At 49.8% G+C, this 14,755-nt stretch carries 13 protein-coding genes; 10 read left to right on the forward strand and 3 right to left on the reverse strand.

Going from position 1 to position 14,755, the window contains the following annotated elements:
- Positions 1 to 281: 281 nt before the first annotated feature.
- Positions 282 to 2,279, reverse strand: coding sequence for an alpha/beta hydrolase family protein (locus PIL01S_RS13915; protein WP_127538012.1), 1,998 nt, complete (start codon positions 2,277 to 2,279; stop codon positions 282 to 284).
- 327 nt (positions 2,280 to 2,606) lie between these two features.
- Between PIL01S_RS13915 and PIL01S_RS13920 the strand changes: the two genes are divergently transcribed.
- From PIL01S_RS13920 to PIL01S_RS13945, 6 genes are all read left to right on the forward strand, one after another.
- Positions 2,607 to 3,167 (forward strand): STM3941 family protein, encoded by a 561-nt coding sequence (locus PIL01S_RS13920; protein ID WP_127538013.1) that lies wholly within the window; start codon positions 2,607 to 2,609, stop codon positions 3,165 to 3,167.
- 35 nt (positions 3,168 to 3,202) lie between these two features.
- The gene (locus PIL01S_RS13925; RefSeq protein WP_127538014.1) at positions 3,203 to 4,072 is read left to right on the forward strand and encodes an aldo/keto reductase; all 870 of its coding nucleotides are present in this window, start codon (positions 3,203 to 3,205) and stop codon (positions 4,070 to 4,072) included.
- 214 nt (positions 4,073 to 4,286) lie between these two features.
- Positions 4,287 to 4,703 carry a GntR family transcriptional regulator gene (locus tag PIL01S_RS13930; RefSeq protein WP_127538015.1) on the forward strand — a complete coding sequence of 139 codons (417 nt, stop codon included), beginning with the start codon at positions 4,287 to 4,289 and terminating at the stop codon, positions 4,701 to 4,703.
- The gene (locus PIL01S_RS13935) at positions 4,696 to 5,394 is read left to right on the forward strand and encodes an ABC transporter ATP-binding protein (RefSeq protein WP_127538016.1); all 699 of its coding nucleotides are present in this window, start codon (positions 4,696 to 4,698) and stop codon (positions 5,392 to 5,394) included. The genes PIL01S_RS13930 and PIL01S_RS13935 overlap by 8 nt, the downstream gene beginning before the upstream one ends.
- Positions 5,391 to 6,131: a hypothetical protein gene (locus PIL01S_RS13940; protein WP_127538017.1), complete on the forward strand. Its 741-nt coding sequence runs from the start codon at positions 5,391 to 5,393 to the stop codon at positions 6,129 to 6,131. Before PIL01S_RS13935 ends, PIL01S_RS13940 begins: the two co-directional genes overlap by 4 nt.
- A gap of 182 nt (positions 6,132 to 6,313) precedes the next feature.
- Entirely contained in the window at positions 6,314 to 6,802 is a 489-nt protein-coding gene (locus PIL01S_RS13945) for an LURP-one-related/scramblase family protein (protein ID WP_127538018.1), read from the forward strand.
- 45 nt (positions 6,803 to 6,847) lie between these two features.
- Here the strand turns inward: PIL01S_RS13945 and PIL01S_RS13950 are convergent, their stop codons facing one another.
- Positions 6,848 to 7,696, reverse strand: a complete 849-nt coding sequence (locus PIL01S_RS13950) for a WYL domain-containing protein (protein WP_127538019.1) — start codon at positions 7,694 to 7,696, stop codon at positions 6,848 to 6,850.
- Positions 7,644 to 8,999, reverse strand: a complete 1,356-nt coding sequence (locus PIL01S_RS13955) for a helix-turn-helix transcriptional regulator (protein ID WP_127538020.1) — start codon at positions 8,997 to 8,999, stop codon at positions 7,644 to 7,646. Before PIL01S_RS13955 ends, PIL01S_RS13950 begins: the two co-directional genes overlap by 53 nt.
- A 227-nt stretch (positions 9,000 to 9,226) precedes the next feature.
- On the opposite strand from PIL01S_RS13955, the gene PIL01S_RS13960 reads away from it, so the two are divergent.
- The 4 genes from PIL01S_RS13960 to PIL01S_RS13975 all read left to right on the forward strand — a co-directional run bounded on the left by PIL01S_RS13960 (position 9,227) and on the right by PIL01S_RS13975 (position 14,670).
- Positions 9,227 to 10,030 carry a nucleotidyltransferase domain-containing protein gene (locus PIL01S_RS13960; protein WP_127538021.1) on the forward strand — a complete coding sequence of 268 codons (804 nt, stop codon included), beginning with the start codon at positions 9,227 to 9,229 and terminating at the stop codon, positions 10,028 to 10,030.
- Positions 10,031 to 10,057: 27 nt separating this feature from the next.
- Positions 10,058 to 11,503: a 3' terminal RNA ribose 2'-O-methyltransferase Hen1 gene (locus tag PIL01S_RS13965; RefSeq protein WP_127538022.1), complete on the forward strand. Its 1,446-nt coding sequence runs from the start codon at positions 10,058 to 10,060 to the stop codon at positions 11,501 to 11,503.
- 49 nt (positions 11,504 to 11,552) lie between these two features.
- On the forward strand, positions 11,553 to 14,174 hold the full coding sequence (locus tag PIL01S_RS13970) for a polynucleotide kinase-phosphatase (RefSeq protein ID WP_127538284.1): 2,622 nt from the start codon (positions 11,553 to 11,555) through the stop codon (positions 14,172 to 14,174).
- A 244-nt stretch (positions 14,175 to 14,418) separates the two neighbouring features.
- A complete protein-coding gene (locus PIL01S_RS13975) occupies positions 14,419 to 14,670 on the forward strand; it encodes an RNA-binding protein (RefSeq protein ID WP_095360818.1) in 252 nt (83 codons plus the stop codon).
- Positions 14,671 to 14,755: the final 85 nt, after the last annotated feature.

The raw sequence follows: 14,755 nt of genomic DNA on the forward strand, positions 1-14,755 counted from the left end.
TAATTATCTAATAAATTCATTATTTTCGCAACTTTTTGACCTGCTTCTAAACTCCCTACGGTATGGTCCAAATTTCTCGGGTTTATTCACCTGAGCATTTATTCAATGCTGACCTATGTAGTCTTTTGATCTCTTTCAACTCTAACGGTTGTACAGAAGCTGCTGTTCGGCTAAAAGGTTTGGTTCACACAAATAAAAAAACCATCGCAGCGCCATCTTCCCGATGACTATCTTCCTGCGATGGTTGTATCTCTACTCGGCTTGCACCATGGGAAAAATAATTATAAGTGCTCGTTGAACCATCCGGCAATGTGCTCAAGACGTCTCACTCTCAGATGCGGGTGACCGCCTCTGGAAAGTTCATGATTAGCTCCAGGGAAACGAACGAGGCGGGTCGTTTGTCTGCGGCGCTTCAGGGCAGTATACAATTGCTCTGCTTGTTCAATCGGACAACGAAGATCCTGTTCGCCATGCAGGATCAGCAGGGGCGTTTTTACATTCCCGACATAAGCCAGAGGGGAGTGTTTCCATAACAGTTCCGTATCCTCCCACGCATTGCCGCCAATCTGATCTTCGGTGAAAAAATATCCGATGTCGCTAACACCATAAAAAGAGAGCCAGTTGGAGATGGACCGCTGCGTGACGGCTGCCTTGAACCGGTCTGTATGTCCAACAATCCAGTTGGTCATGAAGCCTCCATAGCTGCCTCCGGTGACGCCCAAGCGGGTTTCATCAATAAACTCATAGGTGGATAAGGCATAATCAACGGTCTCCATAAGGTCGCGGTAATCGCCACCGCCGTAGTCACCACGACAGGCATTCACAAATTGTTGTCCATAACCCAAACCACCACGCGGATTGGTATATACGACGGCGTAGCCCTGGGCAGCAAGCATCTGGAATTCATGCATAAAGGTAAAGCCATACATCATGTGTGGACCGCCATGAATCTCAAGAATGGTTGGGATTTTGACGCCTTCTACCATGCCGATTGGTTTCATGATCCATCCCTGCAGCTGAAGCCCATCCGTGGTATCAAACCAGAATGTTTCCGGTACGCTGAGCCGGATCTCTCCTTCCAGCTGGGGATTGCTGCGAGTCAGCTGAATGGACTCGGCTCCGTGATCATCCGGATGGGGATACCAGAAGAGATCTCCTGGGCTTTGCGTGTCGGCAGCGGCGGCTACAATGTCACCATTCTCCAGTTCTGCAAACTGATAAAACTCTTTCTCCGCAGGTAATACATACTCCGCTTGACTGCCATCCAGTGCAACACGTGCGATTCGAACGCTGCCATGAACGGTAGCCAGACAGAGAATGGAAGAGCCATCACGAGTGAATAATGGCCCCGTTGTTGTCAGGTGGGCACGCATATCTCCAACGATACTATGATTCATCTGTACGTCCCAGTCTCTGGTCAGGCACAGAGGTTGACCGCCCGAGATTGGGAGTGTATAGAGCTTCACCAGAGTGGCATTTCCGTAAGAGCGGTCACTGGCAAGCAGGGCGAGGGATTGTCCATCCGGTGCATAAGCCAATCGGCTAAAGGTGAACCCTTCCGGAGTCAGTTGCTGTATGTCAGACCCATCTGGTTTGGCGCGGTACACATGATTGGTCAGTGCATAATCGTTATGCTCCTCGCCTGCTTCCGGCAGCTGGGCAATCCAGGCAATGGACGCTCCGTCAGGTGACCATGCATAATCACCGACGTCGAAATGACCCGAGGTAACTGGAGTGGCTTCACCGCCGTCAACCGAGATGCGGAAGAGGTGAGAGCGTCTGCCATTCCACAATCCTCCGCCGTCCGATTTCATGCGAATTCGGTCAACAACAATTTCTTGTGGCAGTTTGTTGTCTGAATTGGATTCGTCTTCTGCTTCACTGTGCATATCCACAGGGGACTTCACAAGTAACGCCTGGCCATCCGGAGACCAGATGAGGGAACTTGCTCCGTGCTTCAACTGGCTGACTTGTCGTGCTTCTCCGCCATCTGCGGCAATGATCCAGACTTGTGTTTTTCCCTCATGCTCCCGTAAAAAGGCAAGCTGTGACCCGTGCGGCGACCAGGAGGGCGAGTGATCCTTGTCACCGGAGGTAAATCCTCTGTCCTTCTGACTCTTCAGATGCAGGAGTCTCAGGTGAGAAGAGTAACCGTCCCGGTTGTCATTCGTCTTCCGACTTACATATACCAGCTGTTCGCCTCCAGGAGACGGGGTTGGATCATTCACCCATGTAATCTGATAAAGATCTTCCGATGTGATGCCACGCAGACTGTTCATTGATTATCCTCCCACCTTGTTTTCCAAATCTAATTTCCTAACCTTTCCATTTATATTAAAGGAAAGCAGGGGGGAGGACAACATGCTTCTGCACGAATGGAGATTGCTGCTCTGCTGATATCGTACCCAGGAGGAATTGCAGAACGTATGGCGAATCCTATTGGTTGAATTGTCATGAACGCGATGGATCAGGGCCAAGATTGTCCTGTTTGAAGTTGGTTTGTTTTGGTTAATAACCTATGTGTTTTTTGTCTGTTAACGTTTCTAATCTGATATAGAAGATATAAGCATCGCCTATTTCGGTCAAATTAAAGGAGGAGCACGAGATTGTCGACATCCTATGAACAACAGCATGTGGAATATCCGAGCCGTAAACGGATGGGATGGCTTGCGGCCGGAGCTGCACTTTTTGTGGCAGCCGGATTTTTTTTGATGTTCAGTGATTCTTCCGATACAGGGGATACTGTAATTTCAGCGGTTGTAGGCCTGGTTTCCGTCCTGTTTTTTGGACTCTGTCTTGGATACAGCTTGGTGAAGATCATCAAGAAGGAGCCTTCCTTTGTCGTCAATGAGCAAGGATTCGTGGACTCCTCCTCGTATACGTCGGGAGGCTTCATCCCTTGGAAAGATGTAGAGAACATTTTCATGTATGAGTTGATGGGGCAGTCCATGATCGGAGTTAAACTCAAGGATGAGCAAGCCTTCCTGGATCGTCAGACCGGAGTGAAGCGTAAGCTGATGACCGTGAATACACAGATGGTGGATGCTACGGTGAGTATAGCCCAGAGCAGTCTGTCGTTGCCGCTGGAACAGCTGTATATCATGATGGTGGGACGATGGAAGCGTGCGAGTGAAGTATACAAGCCGGGCCAGCAAGACAAGCTATGATTTCGAAATATTCATAGGAATAGGAGGAATGCAAAATGGCAACTCATGGAGAGAAGAAGCGTACAGTTCTGCTTCCTGACGGTACATCCCTGCCTGCCATAGGACAAGGTACATGGTACATGGGAGAAGACCGTTCAGCCCGTGCACAGGAGGTAAGAGCATTGCGTAACGGGATTGAACTTGGCATGACAGTGATTGATACGGCAGAGATGTATGCTGAGGGCGGGGCGGAAGAAGTCACCGGAGAAGCGATAGCGGGCTGCCGGGATGATGTTTTTCTGGTCTCCAAGGTTTATCCGCATCATGCAGATCGCAAACAGATGGTTATAGCCTGTGAGAACAGTCTCCGGCGTCTGGGTACAGACCGGTTGGATCTATACTTGCTGCATTGGCGGGGAAGCGTCCCGCTGGAAGAGACGGTTCAAGCATTGGAAGAGCTGAAACAAGACGGGAAAATCTTGCGATGGGGCGTGTCCAATCTGGACACGGAGGACATGCAGGAGCTATGGGATATTCCGGCTGGCCAGCATTGTGCCGTGAATCAGGTATTGTATCATGCGGCATCGCGCGGCATTGAAAGGGATCTCCTGCCCTGGCTCCGGGAAAGGCACGTTCCCGTAATGGCGTACTGCCCGCTCGCTCAGGGAGGCAGGCTGCGCACCGAGCTGCTGGAGCATCCGGTCATGCGCAGCATTGCTGCTGAACGTGGAGTGACCACATCACAGATTGCATTGTCCTGGGTTATCCGGGATGGGGATGTGCTTGCGATTCCCAAAGCAGTACAGCTGTCCCATGTGGCAGAGAATGCCGCAGCCATGGATATTGTTTTAACAAACGAAGAAGTGGGACGGTTAAATGAAGCCTTCCCGGCACCAACAGGTAAAGTTCCTCTGGACATTGTATAAATGGGCGTAGTGGTGTACCAGGCTAATTCACTGATTAGCTTGGTTGAAGAGAGAGCAGATCGTATATGATCTGCTCTTTTTTTATTTTGGCCCATAGTCATTGGACATCCTTGTGGGATTTCCGCATAAGGTTAGAAATAAATAGGCTTTACAACAACATAGCACTAGTGTACTATTTAACTAACACACCGGTACAGAGAGGAGCGAGTGCTTTGTGGCTATGGAATTCGATAACAACTTACCTATATACCTGCAGATTATGCAGTACATCAAGAAGCAGATTGTGACAGGAACACTGAAGGCAGGCGATAAGATTCCTTCGGTCCGGGAATTGGCGGCTGAGCTGCAGATTAATCCCAACACGGTACAGCGGACATTTCAGGAATTGGAACGGGAAGAAGTGGTCGAAACGAGACGGGGGCTGGGCAGATATGTTACAAGTGAGGAGTCGAAAATAATGACGATCAAAAAAGAAATGGCGGGAGAACTGCTGGAGCGTTTTTTGACAGGCATGCAGGAACTCGGGATTGAAGAGCAGGATATTGTTACCATTGTTGCGGACGCGGTCGCTGGAGGTCAGTCATCACAGCACAATCATGAACAGGGGAAGGGAGGGGCAGGGCATGAGTAACGTCCTTGAATTGAATCACATTAGTAAAATGTACGGCGGCAAGCGGGCACTAAGCGATGTCACGCTTACGGTTGCGCCAGGCAGGATTGTCGGGCTGCTTGGCAGCAATGGCAGCGGCAAGAGTACCCTGATGAAGCTTGCTGCCGGATTGCTTCATCCTTCAAGTGGGACCATTCAGATCACGGGTAAACCGGTTGGGCTTGAGACCAAGTCGCTCGTTTCCTTCATGCCGGATCGCCCCTTGACCGAGAAATGGATGAAGGTTCGTGATGCCATTGCATACTACCGGGACTTCTATGCTGATTTTGATGAGGAAAAGGCCAGGGAAATGCTTGATTTCATGAAGCTCGCCGAGGGTGACAAGGTTAGGCATTTATCCAAAGGCATGAATGAAAGACTTCAACTAACACTGGCTCTTTCCCGCAAGGCTCGTCTCTATTTGCTGGATGAACCGATCGGCGGTGTTGACCCCGTTGCCCGCGGCAAAATTCTGGATGCCATCGTAAAATTCTATGACGAAGACAGCAGTCTAATGATCTCGACACATCTGGTGACCGATATTGAACGGATTTTTGATGAAGTCATTTTCATTCGTGAGGGCGAGAAAGTGATGCAGGAAGAGGTTGAGACGCTTCGTCTGAAGTACGGTAAGAGCGTGGATGAGATGTTCAAGGAGGTCTATGCGGAATGATGACATTGTTGAAATTTGATTTTAGAAGAAACTGGAATACCTTGTTGGCAGGGCTGGTTGTTTTGATCATCGTTCAGATCGGGCTGGCATTGTTCATGTCTGAGGTGACAGGGCTAATTATTGGTATTATTGCTTATGCGGGGGCAGGTGTAGCCATCTATGTGAGAATGATTAAGACGTACTGGTCCAACATCCGTGCGTACAATCGTCGTCTCGTACCCGTAACAGGACTGTCTCACCTATTGTCTCCGCTAATATTTGGTACACTGTGTGGGCTGGGGCTAACAGGTGTTTCCATCATTCATTACTTCCTCTATGTTGCCACGAATGCAAGAATGCACTTTCTCAGCTACATCCATATTTCGAGAATCCCTCTTTCGGATTGGCTTACTCTGCTGTTGTTTATTTGGTGGGTCGCCATCTTTATGACCATCATCATTTTTCTATCCATATCGATTGGAGGCAGCTTCAGGTGGAAAACAGGCCCGTGGATTAGTATCGTCTCATTCTTCGTGCTGACCAATCTAATCAGTTGGTTGGAGAATGTCATTCTTGCTGGTCGTTTCAACCCGAACGAGTTGTTCCAGTTTACTGAGGAGAGTACAGGGATCACACTTACAGCGAATGGAGTTTTGTGGTCAGATGGAAGGTGGGGGAGTCTCATATTTGAGATTATTGTGGCTGTAATTATGGTTGGAGCTGCTGTATATCTGAATAATAAAAAGGTAGAAGTTTAGCAGCATACTTCGGGGCGTATGAATCACACGGGCGATCATAATCGTCCGTTTTTTTTATAGCTGGAATACTAAGAATTCAACAAGTTATGAAGCCATTTCCAATTCGCATACGTAAATACATATATAGTATGGACTTTACCGGTCAGGTTTAATTTCAGCTAAAGGGGAGGATGTTATGGAATATGGAACTATACTTCAGAGATAACTTTTTCAACGCAGGATACACCGAAATTATGGACGAGAATCAGGAGCAGGCAGGACATTTGGATCTGAAAAGTCTATTTGGTTCATCACTAGATGTGTTCGGTCCAGCAGGGCTGATCTGCAGTGGTCGATTCGGGATGTTAAGCAATCGCTGGGAGGTCACTTCAGTGGATGGAAGGCAACTTGGGGTCTTCCGAGCCAGAATGAGCTTTTTTAGTAAGCGATACGAATACGATGCTGGACCACGAGGAATCTATGAAGTATCTGCACCGGCATTTTCTCAGGAATATGATGTCACGGGAATGGGCGGCAGAATTGTAGCTAGCTTCAGGCGCACGAGCGGCTGGTTCAGTTCAGGAGCTTTTGTATTGAGTAACCAGTCCGAGCAGCTGGATACCTATGAGTTGATTGCTGTCGTTATGGGTGTGCATGCCATCAACAAAAGACGGAACTCCGCTGCCACATAGCGCACAGATAGACAACCCAAACCACATGGTTCGGGTTGTTGTTTGTTATGTGGACACCTTGGTCTCGGAAGGCAGACCCGCCTCCCTTTGAGGTTCCGGATCTGCGTAGCGTGCAAGCACCTTGGCTGCTGTCTCGGACATGCGATTGCGCAGCACAACGTTGTCTACAATCCGCACCCGTTTGCCAAGAAAACGCATTTTGGACAACACATAATCCATCTCACTCCGGGGAATTGTCAGCTCAATCCGGTAGGTATGCTGAGCTTCCACATACTTTACCTGTTTCTCGAAGCAGGAGAAGGCATATAGAATTCGTGACAATTCCTGATTGAACTCCGGCAGTACTTCAATCGTGATGGTTGTCTTACGTTTCTCGGTCAAATAGCGGATTTGCTCCGTATAACGCGAGACGTTTTCCGGTTCAAGCTGCTCCGACTCCGCAGTGATAATACTGCGCAGCTTGGTTGACATCAATTTCCCGAAACGAGGGGCGTACCAGAGCACATACCACTCTTTTTTGACCATGGAATATTCGAGCTTGTACGGAAATCCGAATTGATCCTGAATGATCCTCCCATTGCGGACATACCCCGTTAGTCGAAAAGCTTGTTGGTTCATTATGATTTTGCGCAGTGGATTGAGCAGGGGGTGGGAGACGCTGTGTTCTTCGCTTTTGGCTTTTTCGGTCAAGTACTCCTGCAGGTTCATGTCCGGCTCCGCATCCAGCATATCTTGCAGTTTATGGTACGTGGAAGGAGTTAATGCTTCCTGGGCGGCAGTGTGATTCAGCATCATCCGGAGCCAGGCCCGTTCCTGGGAAGTCCAGGTGAACAGTCCAGTCTCATTCAATCTCGTCATGATCTGATAGTTGAACATCTTCTCGAACAGATTCATAATAATGCGAAATCTCCTTCCATTCCTTAATCATCTCCTGGCGAAGCCTGTGAGGTGCAATGACCTCGCAGCTGGAGCCAAAGCTCCGAAGCCATGGTTTAATCTCCGTCGTACCGTTAACCCGGATCTCATACAGAAAGGTATGCTCGGTTTCGGGCGTAATCGTGCCCCACTGGCCCTGCAGACGTACCCGATCCAGAATGAAGTTGCGCTGACCACTCTCGGGATGGAAAAAACGGGCTTGAACCGTAATCGTCTTCGCCGTATCCACCAGCCAGCTGAACCGGCTGACTTCTGCCCATTGCTGTTTGAGATCGTGCATATATTCTGCGCTTACCGCATCCAGTTCCTCCATCTGGGTGATGCCCTCCATTCGAAACTTCACGAACCCTCGGCGTCCCTGATATCCAATGACATACCACCGGCCATACTGGTGATCGTAAACGACTTCGAGCGGCAGGATCTGATTGGAGTGTCCGCCGGCTTCGCGTTCGAATCGCGGATTCGTATTCTGCGAACTGTAGCTGGATGGTTTTTTGGGTGAAAAATAGACAAACTGGACTCGCTTGCACTGGCGAATGGCACTAAGCAGGGTGTACAGATGCGCCTCATCCAGAATGCGGGAATAATAATGGTACTTGTATATAAAAGGTTCGGTTACTTCCTGCTCGGGATAGCTTGCGGCTATTGCCTTCTTCAGGCTGTCTCTTAGCAGATACCCCTGTACCGAGGGAACTTGGGTATTGGCCATGATGTCCACAAAATCATATAACTCCAGCTGTTCCTGAGCCGTTAGTTTGGTGAGGACGTCCTGCTGCAGAATATAGCGATAAGGCCTGCCGCTCGGTTCCTTCCGGATTACACCGACTTCTTCCAGATACTTCAGATCGGTGCGGATCGTTTTTTCGTCAGGCAATGCGAGTTCCTCTGGCAGATCGGCACAGCAGGCGTCCAGCAGTTCCATTGCGGTCAGCGCGCTGCCCTGCAGTGTATGTAAAATGACGGAAAGCCGCTGAACCTCTGTTTCTTTCATCGATTTGGCCCGAAAAAGGAAAAGCAGCAGGGGTTCCGCAGATTCCCCATATTGGAAACGGACGAGGTCCGTCATCTCTTTGCTCTGCTCTGAACCGTGGCGCTGGTCCGCCACAGATTGCATAATTTCTTTTAACCTGCGCGTCGTTTTATCAAAGGTATGTACGGAGATGCCGAGTCGTTCGGCATATTGTTTGCGATTGTATGCACCGCTTGTCAGAGACAGCATGCGAAGAAACTGAATTTCTTTGTCAAAGCTTTCTTTGGCCATGAATCATCACTCCTTGGTGGCCTGGAGTCAGGCAAATATGGATTAAGCCATATGCAGCTCCCCACTTCTCGTATCCCTTCATTGTAACAGGAAGCGTGCATGGTTTCATTTTAAACTTACAAAGGTCGCCATACTTTCGCCATGTTCTAGTATGGATGAGTTAGGCATAATGAGGGTACGAAGAGGTACGTGGCAAGCAGCAGAAGAGATAAAGGAGGCAGGTAGACATGACTCACGTTGATGAAGAAATGAGAGAATCGATCCGGCAGCAGCTTGCACAGATTGAACAGGAGGAAGAGATTCGTATTATCTATGCGTGCGAGTCGGGCAGCCGGGCTTGGGGATTTCCTTCACAGGATAGTGATTATGATGTGCGTTTTCTGTACGTGAGACCGCTGGATTGGTACTTGTCGATTGAAGATAAACGGGATGTGATTGAACGCCCGATCAGTGATCAGCTGGACATCAATGGCTGGGATCTGCAAAAGGCGCTGAAGTTATTTCGAAAATCAAATCCACCGCTGCTGGAGTGGCTGCAATCGCCCATTCGCTACGATGAGAGATACAGTGTGGCAGAGCGCATTCGTGCATGGTCTCCGCTTACGTTCTCGCCCAAGTCCTGCATGTACCATTATCTGAATATGGCCAAAGGGAACTTCCGGGATTATCTGCAAGGCGAGCAGGTGAAAATCAAAAAATATTTCTATGTGCTCCGTCCGCTGCTCGCCTGCGGTTGGATTGAACGATATGAGACCATGCCGCCCATGGAGTTTGATGAGTTAGTCAAGGACATTATACCTGCGGGGACGCCGCTGTATGTGGAAATTCAAGATCTTTTGAGAAGGAAGAGAGCTGGAGAAGAACTGGATCTGGAGCCGAAGCTGCCAGCTATTCATTCCTATTTGGCAGAGAACATCGAGCATTTTGGACACATAGCTGTGGATATGACGAATGAGCAGGTTGTAGGGTACGAAGAATTGAATCGAATTTTCCGATCTGCGCTGGATGAAGCATGGGCGGATGAAGAGTAGGAGCATAGAAAGAAGGAGGAGTAATCCATGCATTTGGTATTGAAAGCAACTGGAGAGGGAGCAGGCAATGTATCGCATTTGCTCTCGAAGAATCCGAATAATGTGTATGACCGAATGGATAAGGGTGTGCGAGTAAGAATGGTATATACGACAGCTACAGAACGTGAAACCGAAGTACTGATGCACGCCGAGCCTGATCCCGTTGATCTGGTTAGAGGCACACCGGATGGTTATGATATTACGCAGTATATTAATGACCGTGAATTTGTGACCAGCAGCTTGTTCTGCTCTTACATACGCTCAGCGCTGGGGACTGCGCTTAATGGCAAACCGAAGGAAGCCTATGTAGAGTGGGTAGGTCATCCGTTCGATATGGAGCTCACGTTTGGACCGGTGGCATCGGATCTGCCCGATCGAGCCATTGAGGAGTTGTTCTCGCCGCTTGGTTACGCTGTGACGCTGGAGAGAGACGAGCTAGTCTATACGTTTGATCTGAAAAAGAAGAGCACTGTCCGCCGCATCATTCTTCACGGTCAAGTCACCGTGCAAAATTCACTGCGCCAGTTATTTTTGCTCATTCCCGTGCTTGATAACTATAAACATTATTTCATCAGTGAGGATGAAATCGATAAAATCAAGCGTTACGGCGAAGGTTGGCTGGACAGCCATCCCCTGAAGGAAATGATCATCAAGCGTACGCTGCGGTTCGCCGAATTGATTCGGCAGTATGAGCGTCAGGAGGGTGTTCTATCTGCGCCTGTGGAGGCAGTGGATGCTGGGGGCGATAACGTTAGTGCCTATGAAAAAGGCGATGGACCTGACATTCCGTCTCTGCAGGAGGAACCACCGATCCGGTTAAACGAACTTCGTTATCGTGCAATTACAGATGTGGTCGCAGGTCTTCCGCTTAAGCGCCGCATTGTGGATATGGGTGCCGGAGAGGGCAAGTTATCTGCGAAACTGGCTTATATCCCAGGTGTGGAGTCCATATTGGCTGTGGAGCCTTCGGGACAGTCCCGGCTGCGGGCCATGGAACGCTTCGCCAAGCTGGAAGGACGAAGCGGGCTCGCGGCTATGCCAGAGTCAGTCATTGGCTCACTGTTTTATTTTGATGAGCAGTTACTGCATCAGGACGTCATGATCCTGTGCGAGGTCATCGAGCACATCGAAGCTTATCGGCTGAACGGCATCATGGATACGATCATGAACGAATACCAGCCGGAAGTCCTGCTCGTGACCACTCCTAATAAGGAATACAACCAAGTATATGAAATGGAACAAGAGAGCCTCCGCCATCACGACCATCGCTTCGAATGGACCAGGGCGGAACTGGTAGCCCAGTGCGAGACGTGGACGAAGCAGGGGGAGTACAGCTTTGAGATCAGCGGGATAGGCGAGCATGCAGAAGGCTTCGGTCAGCCAACCCAGCTGGTGATTTTCAGGAAGGAAAGGAGAGATCAACATGAGGGATAACCGGGGAGCAGCAGAAGGAACGGACACAGGCAGAACGACTCATGATCCGATGGAAGGAAGGGATCACAAAAGACGCCGCAAAATACACCTGCCTCATGCAGGGATCGTCGTGCTTGTTGGTCCGTCGGGTAGCGGCAAAAGCACATTGCTGGAACGACTCGTGGACGAAGGAGTCATTAAGCGAACAGAAGCCGTCTCGTCGGATCAGTTCCGCATGCTGGTTGGAGATGACGAATATGTGGACTGGAAAAATCGCCCGCGAAGCGAAGCGGATGTGATCTATGCCGAATACCAGCAGGTATCGGCCAAGGCTTTTGAAGCCATGGAAGCGATGCTGGCCACACGCTGCAGGTTGAACAAGCTGACTTGGGTCGATGCGACCCATCTGTACACGGAAGATCGCCAGCGTCTTATTCATCTCGCCAGAAAAGCCCATGTACCTGTCATTGCGATCGTACTTGATGTTCCGGAGAAGGAGCTGCTGGAGCGGGACGCTCATCGTGATTATCCACGCGGCCGTCAGCGGGTGAAGCAGCAGGTGCAGCAGTTCAAACGCACGCTGCGTGCCATCCGTGAAGATGGCTTCGATGCCAATTACGTGCTGAAGCAGCCGGATGAACTTGAATTTGTGCGCACGGCCAATCCACTAATGGTCGACATGGGTGTAGGGATTGATATCATTGGCGATATTCACGGCTGTTATGATGAAATGATCGAGTTAATCATTCGTTTGGGATATGTGGTAGAGGAAGAGAGTGGGTTGTACCGTCACCCTGAGGGAAGAAAGCTGGTCTCGGTTGGGGACGTATCCAGCCGCGGACCTGCATCGCTTTCAAGTCTGCTGTTCTGGCAGCAGCATTGTGCCGCAGGGTTAGCCTACATGGTTGACAGCAACCATGGATGGAAAATTGCCCGTTATCTGGACGGTCGCGACGTTACCCTTAGTCATGGAGATGAGTTTGTTGAGCAGGAGCTGAGCGAACTGGAACAGGAACATGGCATAGAGACAGCGCAGCGAGTACGCACAGATCTACGAGAGTTTCTGCTGAACGCTCCTTCCCATCTGGTATTCTCCCGGAACGGGGTACGTCAGGTGGTGGTGGCACACGCGGGTATTCGGGATCATTTTATCGGAAAACAATCCAAACGCATTCAGGATTACTGCCGCTATGGAGATGTGGATGGAACAGATGAGCATGGACGCCCAGTTCGGAAGGACTGGTACGTGGATCATACTTCAGGCGAATGTATCGTCTGGGGACATGACCCTCGTCCATATCCTACGATCGTTAATGATACGGTAAATATCGATCAGGGTGTTGTATTTGGAGGTATGCTGACGGCCTGGCGAATGCCGGAAAGGGAGTCCGTCAGCGTTGCGGCACTGCAGGATTATGCAGGAGATCCGGATAGCCCGCTCAAACGCTGGGAACAGCGCCGGTTTGCACCGCCCAACCTTCGGAAATTCAAGGAAGGATTTACGGTGCAGACCGGATCCAGACTGGACGTATCCATCCAGGGTGAGGTAGCCCGGACGGCCATTGATACATTTTCCCACTTTACGGTACCGCTCGAAGAATTGGTCTATATCCCGCCTACGATGAGCCCGCCGCCAGCAACTTCTTCGGTTGAAGGCTATCTGGAGCATCCGCGGGATGCATTCCACTATTACCGGTCACAGGGGGTTACGCGCATGGTGGCTGAGAAGAAACATATGGGCAGTAGAGCCATTTTGCTCCTCTTCCGCGATCAAGAAGCTGCGAAGCAGCGAGTGGGAAGACCGATGCTGGGGAACATCGTGACCCGGACAGGACGATCTTTTTTTGACCCCACAACAGAACAGATTGTACTGACCAGGTTGCATGCGGACCTGACTGCAGACGGATATTTTGAACGCCATCAGACGGAGTTTGTATTGCTGGATGCCGAGATTGTCCCCTGGAACCTGAAGGCCCGGGAGCTAATTGCTTCACAATATGCACATGTGGCCGAGGCTTCCCTCATGGATCGCGGAACGGTGCTGGACAAATTGCGGGAAGCGGAAGCCGCCGGACGAGATGTGGGGGAGTGGCTGCGGGAGACCGAATTCAAACTGGCGAATGCGACTACATTCCGTGACGTATTTCAGAACTACTGCTGGGATGTGAAGGAACTCGGGGATATCCGTATAGCACCGTTCCACACCCTGGCTCACAGCACGGGAACGTTCTGGGATCAGACACATGAATGGCATATGGAGCAGAACCGCGAGTTTGCCCGGATGTCCAGCTTCATGATGGAGACGGAATATCGGGTGATTACGAGTGAGGCGGATGAAGTGGAAGTTATTCGCTGGTGGGAGGAGATGACGGCAGCAGGACATGAGGGCATTGTTATCAAGCCAGAAACCTTCCGCACGTGGAATGGGAACAAAATGATCCAACCTGCGATTAAAGTACGAGGGCGTGCATATTTGCACATCATCTATGGGATGGATTACCTGGCACCCGAGAATTTGTCCCGGCTCAACAAACGCAAAACATCCAAGAAGGAACGCCATGCTCTGATGGAAAGCGCTCTGGGCATGGAGGGAGTTGAGCGTTTTGTACGCAGGGAGCCTGTGGAGCGGGTTCATGAATGTGTGCTGGCAACGTTAGCCCTGGAGTCTGAGAAGGTCGATCCACGATTGTGATGGTCCATAAAATAGAGGAAAACACCTTGCATTAGACTGAGATGAAGGCAGGCTTGGACGAGATCCAGGCCTTTTTTTCATTTTATTGTAAAAACTTTACATTTAAGAACATTTGAATTAGGAGTCTTAACTTCAATATAAACGAACCAAAGCCCTATATCCTTCCATGGTTATCTGGGTAATAATGTTATATATAGCAAGTAGTCATTGGAATCTCATAACGTAACGATAGGGGGTAACCTGCATGGCATCCATGATTCTGCTGGTAAAACAGACGGAGGACGATGAAAAGGTTATTTATCGATTCGGACCCAATGAGCGGAAGATGGGACTGATTGAAATGAACAAGATCAAGGAAAGTGTGAAGGAACTGGAACCTGTTCAGGTCGAAGGGGTCAATCCCAGCTTTTACTTCAATCGGGCGGCGCAGCGGCTGGTCCGATGTTTATTCAGGGAAGGCGGCAAGTTTCCGGAACGGACGACGTTTGAATCCTAGTTTTTCTTTTTGGCTGTGCAAAAGTAGGGGTTACTCGCACAGATCGCATATGTCTTAATCAAAAAAAGTCCAAGCTCATCCGACT

Source organism: Paenibacillus illinoisensis NBRC 15959 (genome assembly GCF_004000925.1).
GTDB lineage: Bacteria > Bacillota > Bacilli > Paenibacillales > Paenibacillaceae > Paenibacillus > Paenibacillus illinoisensis.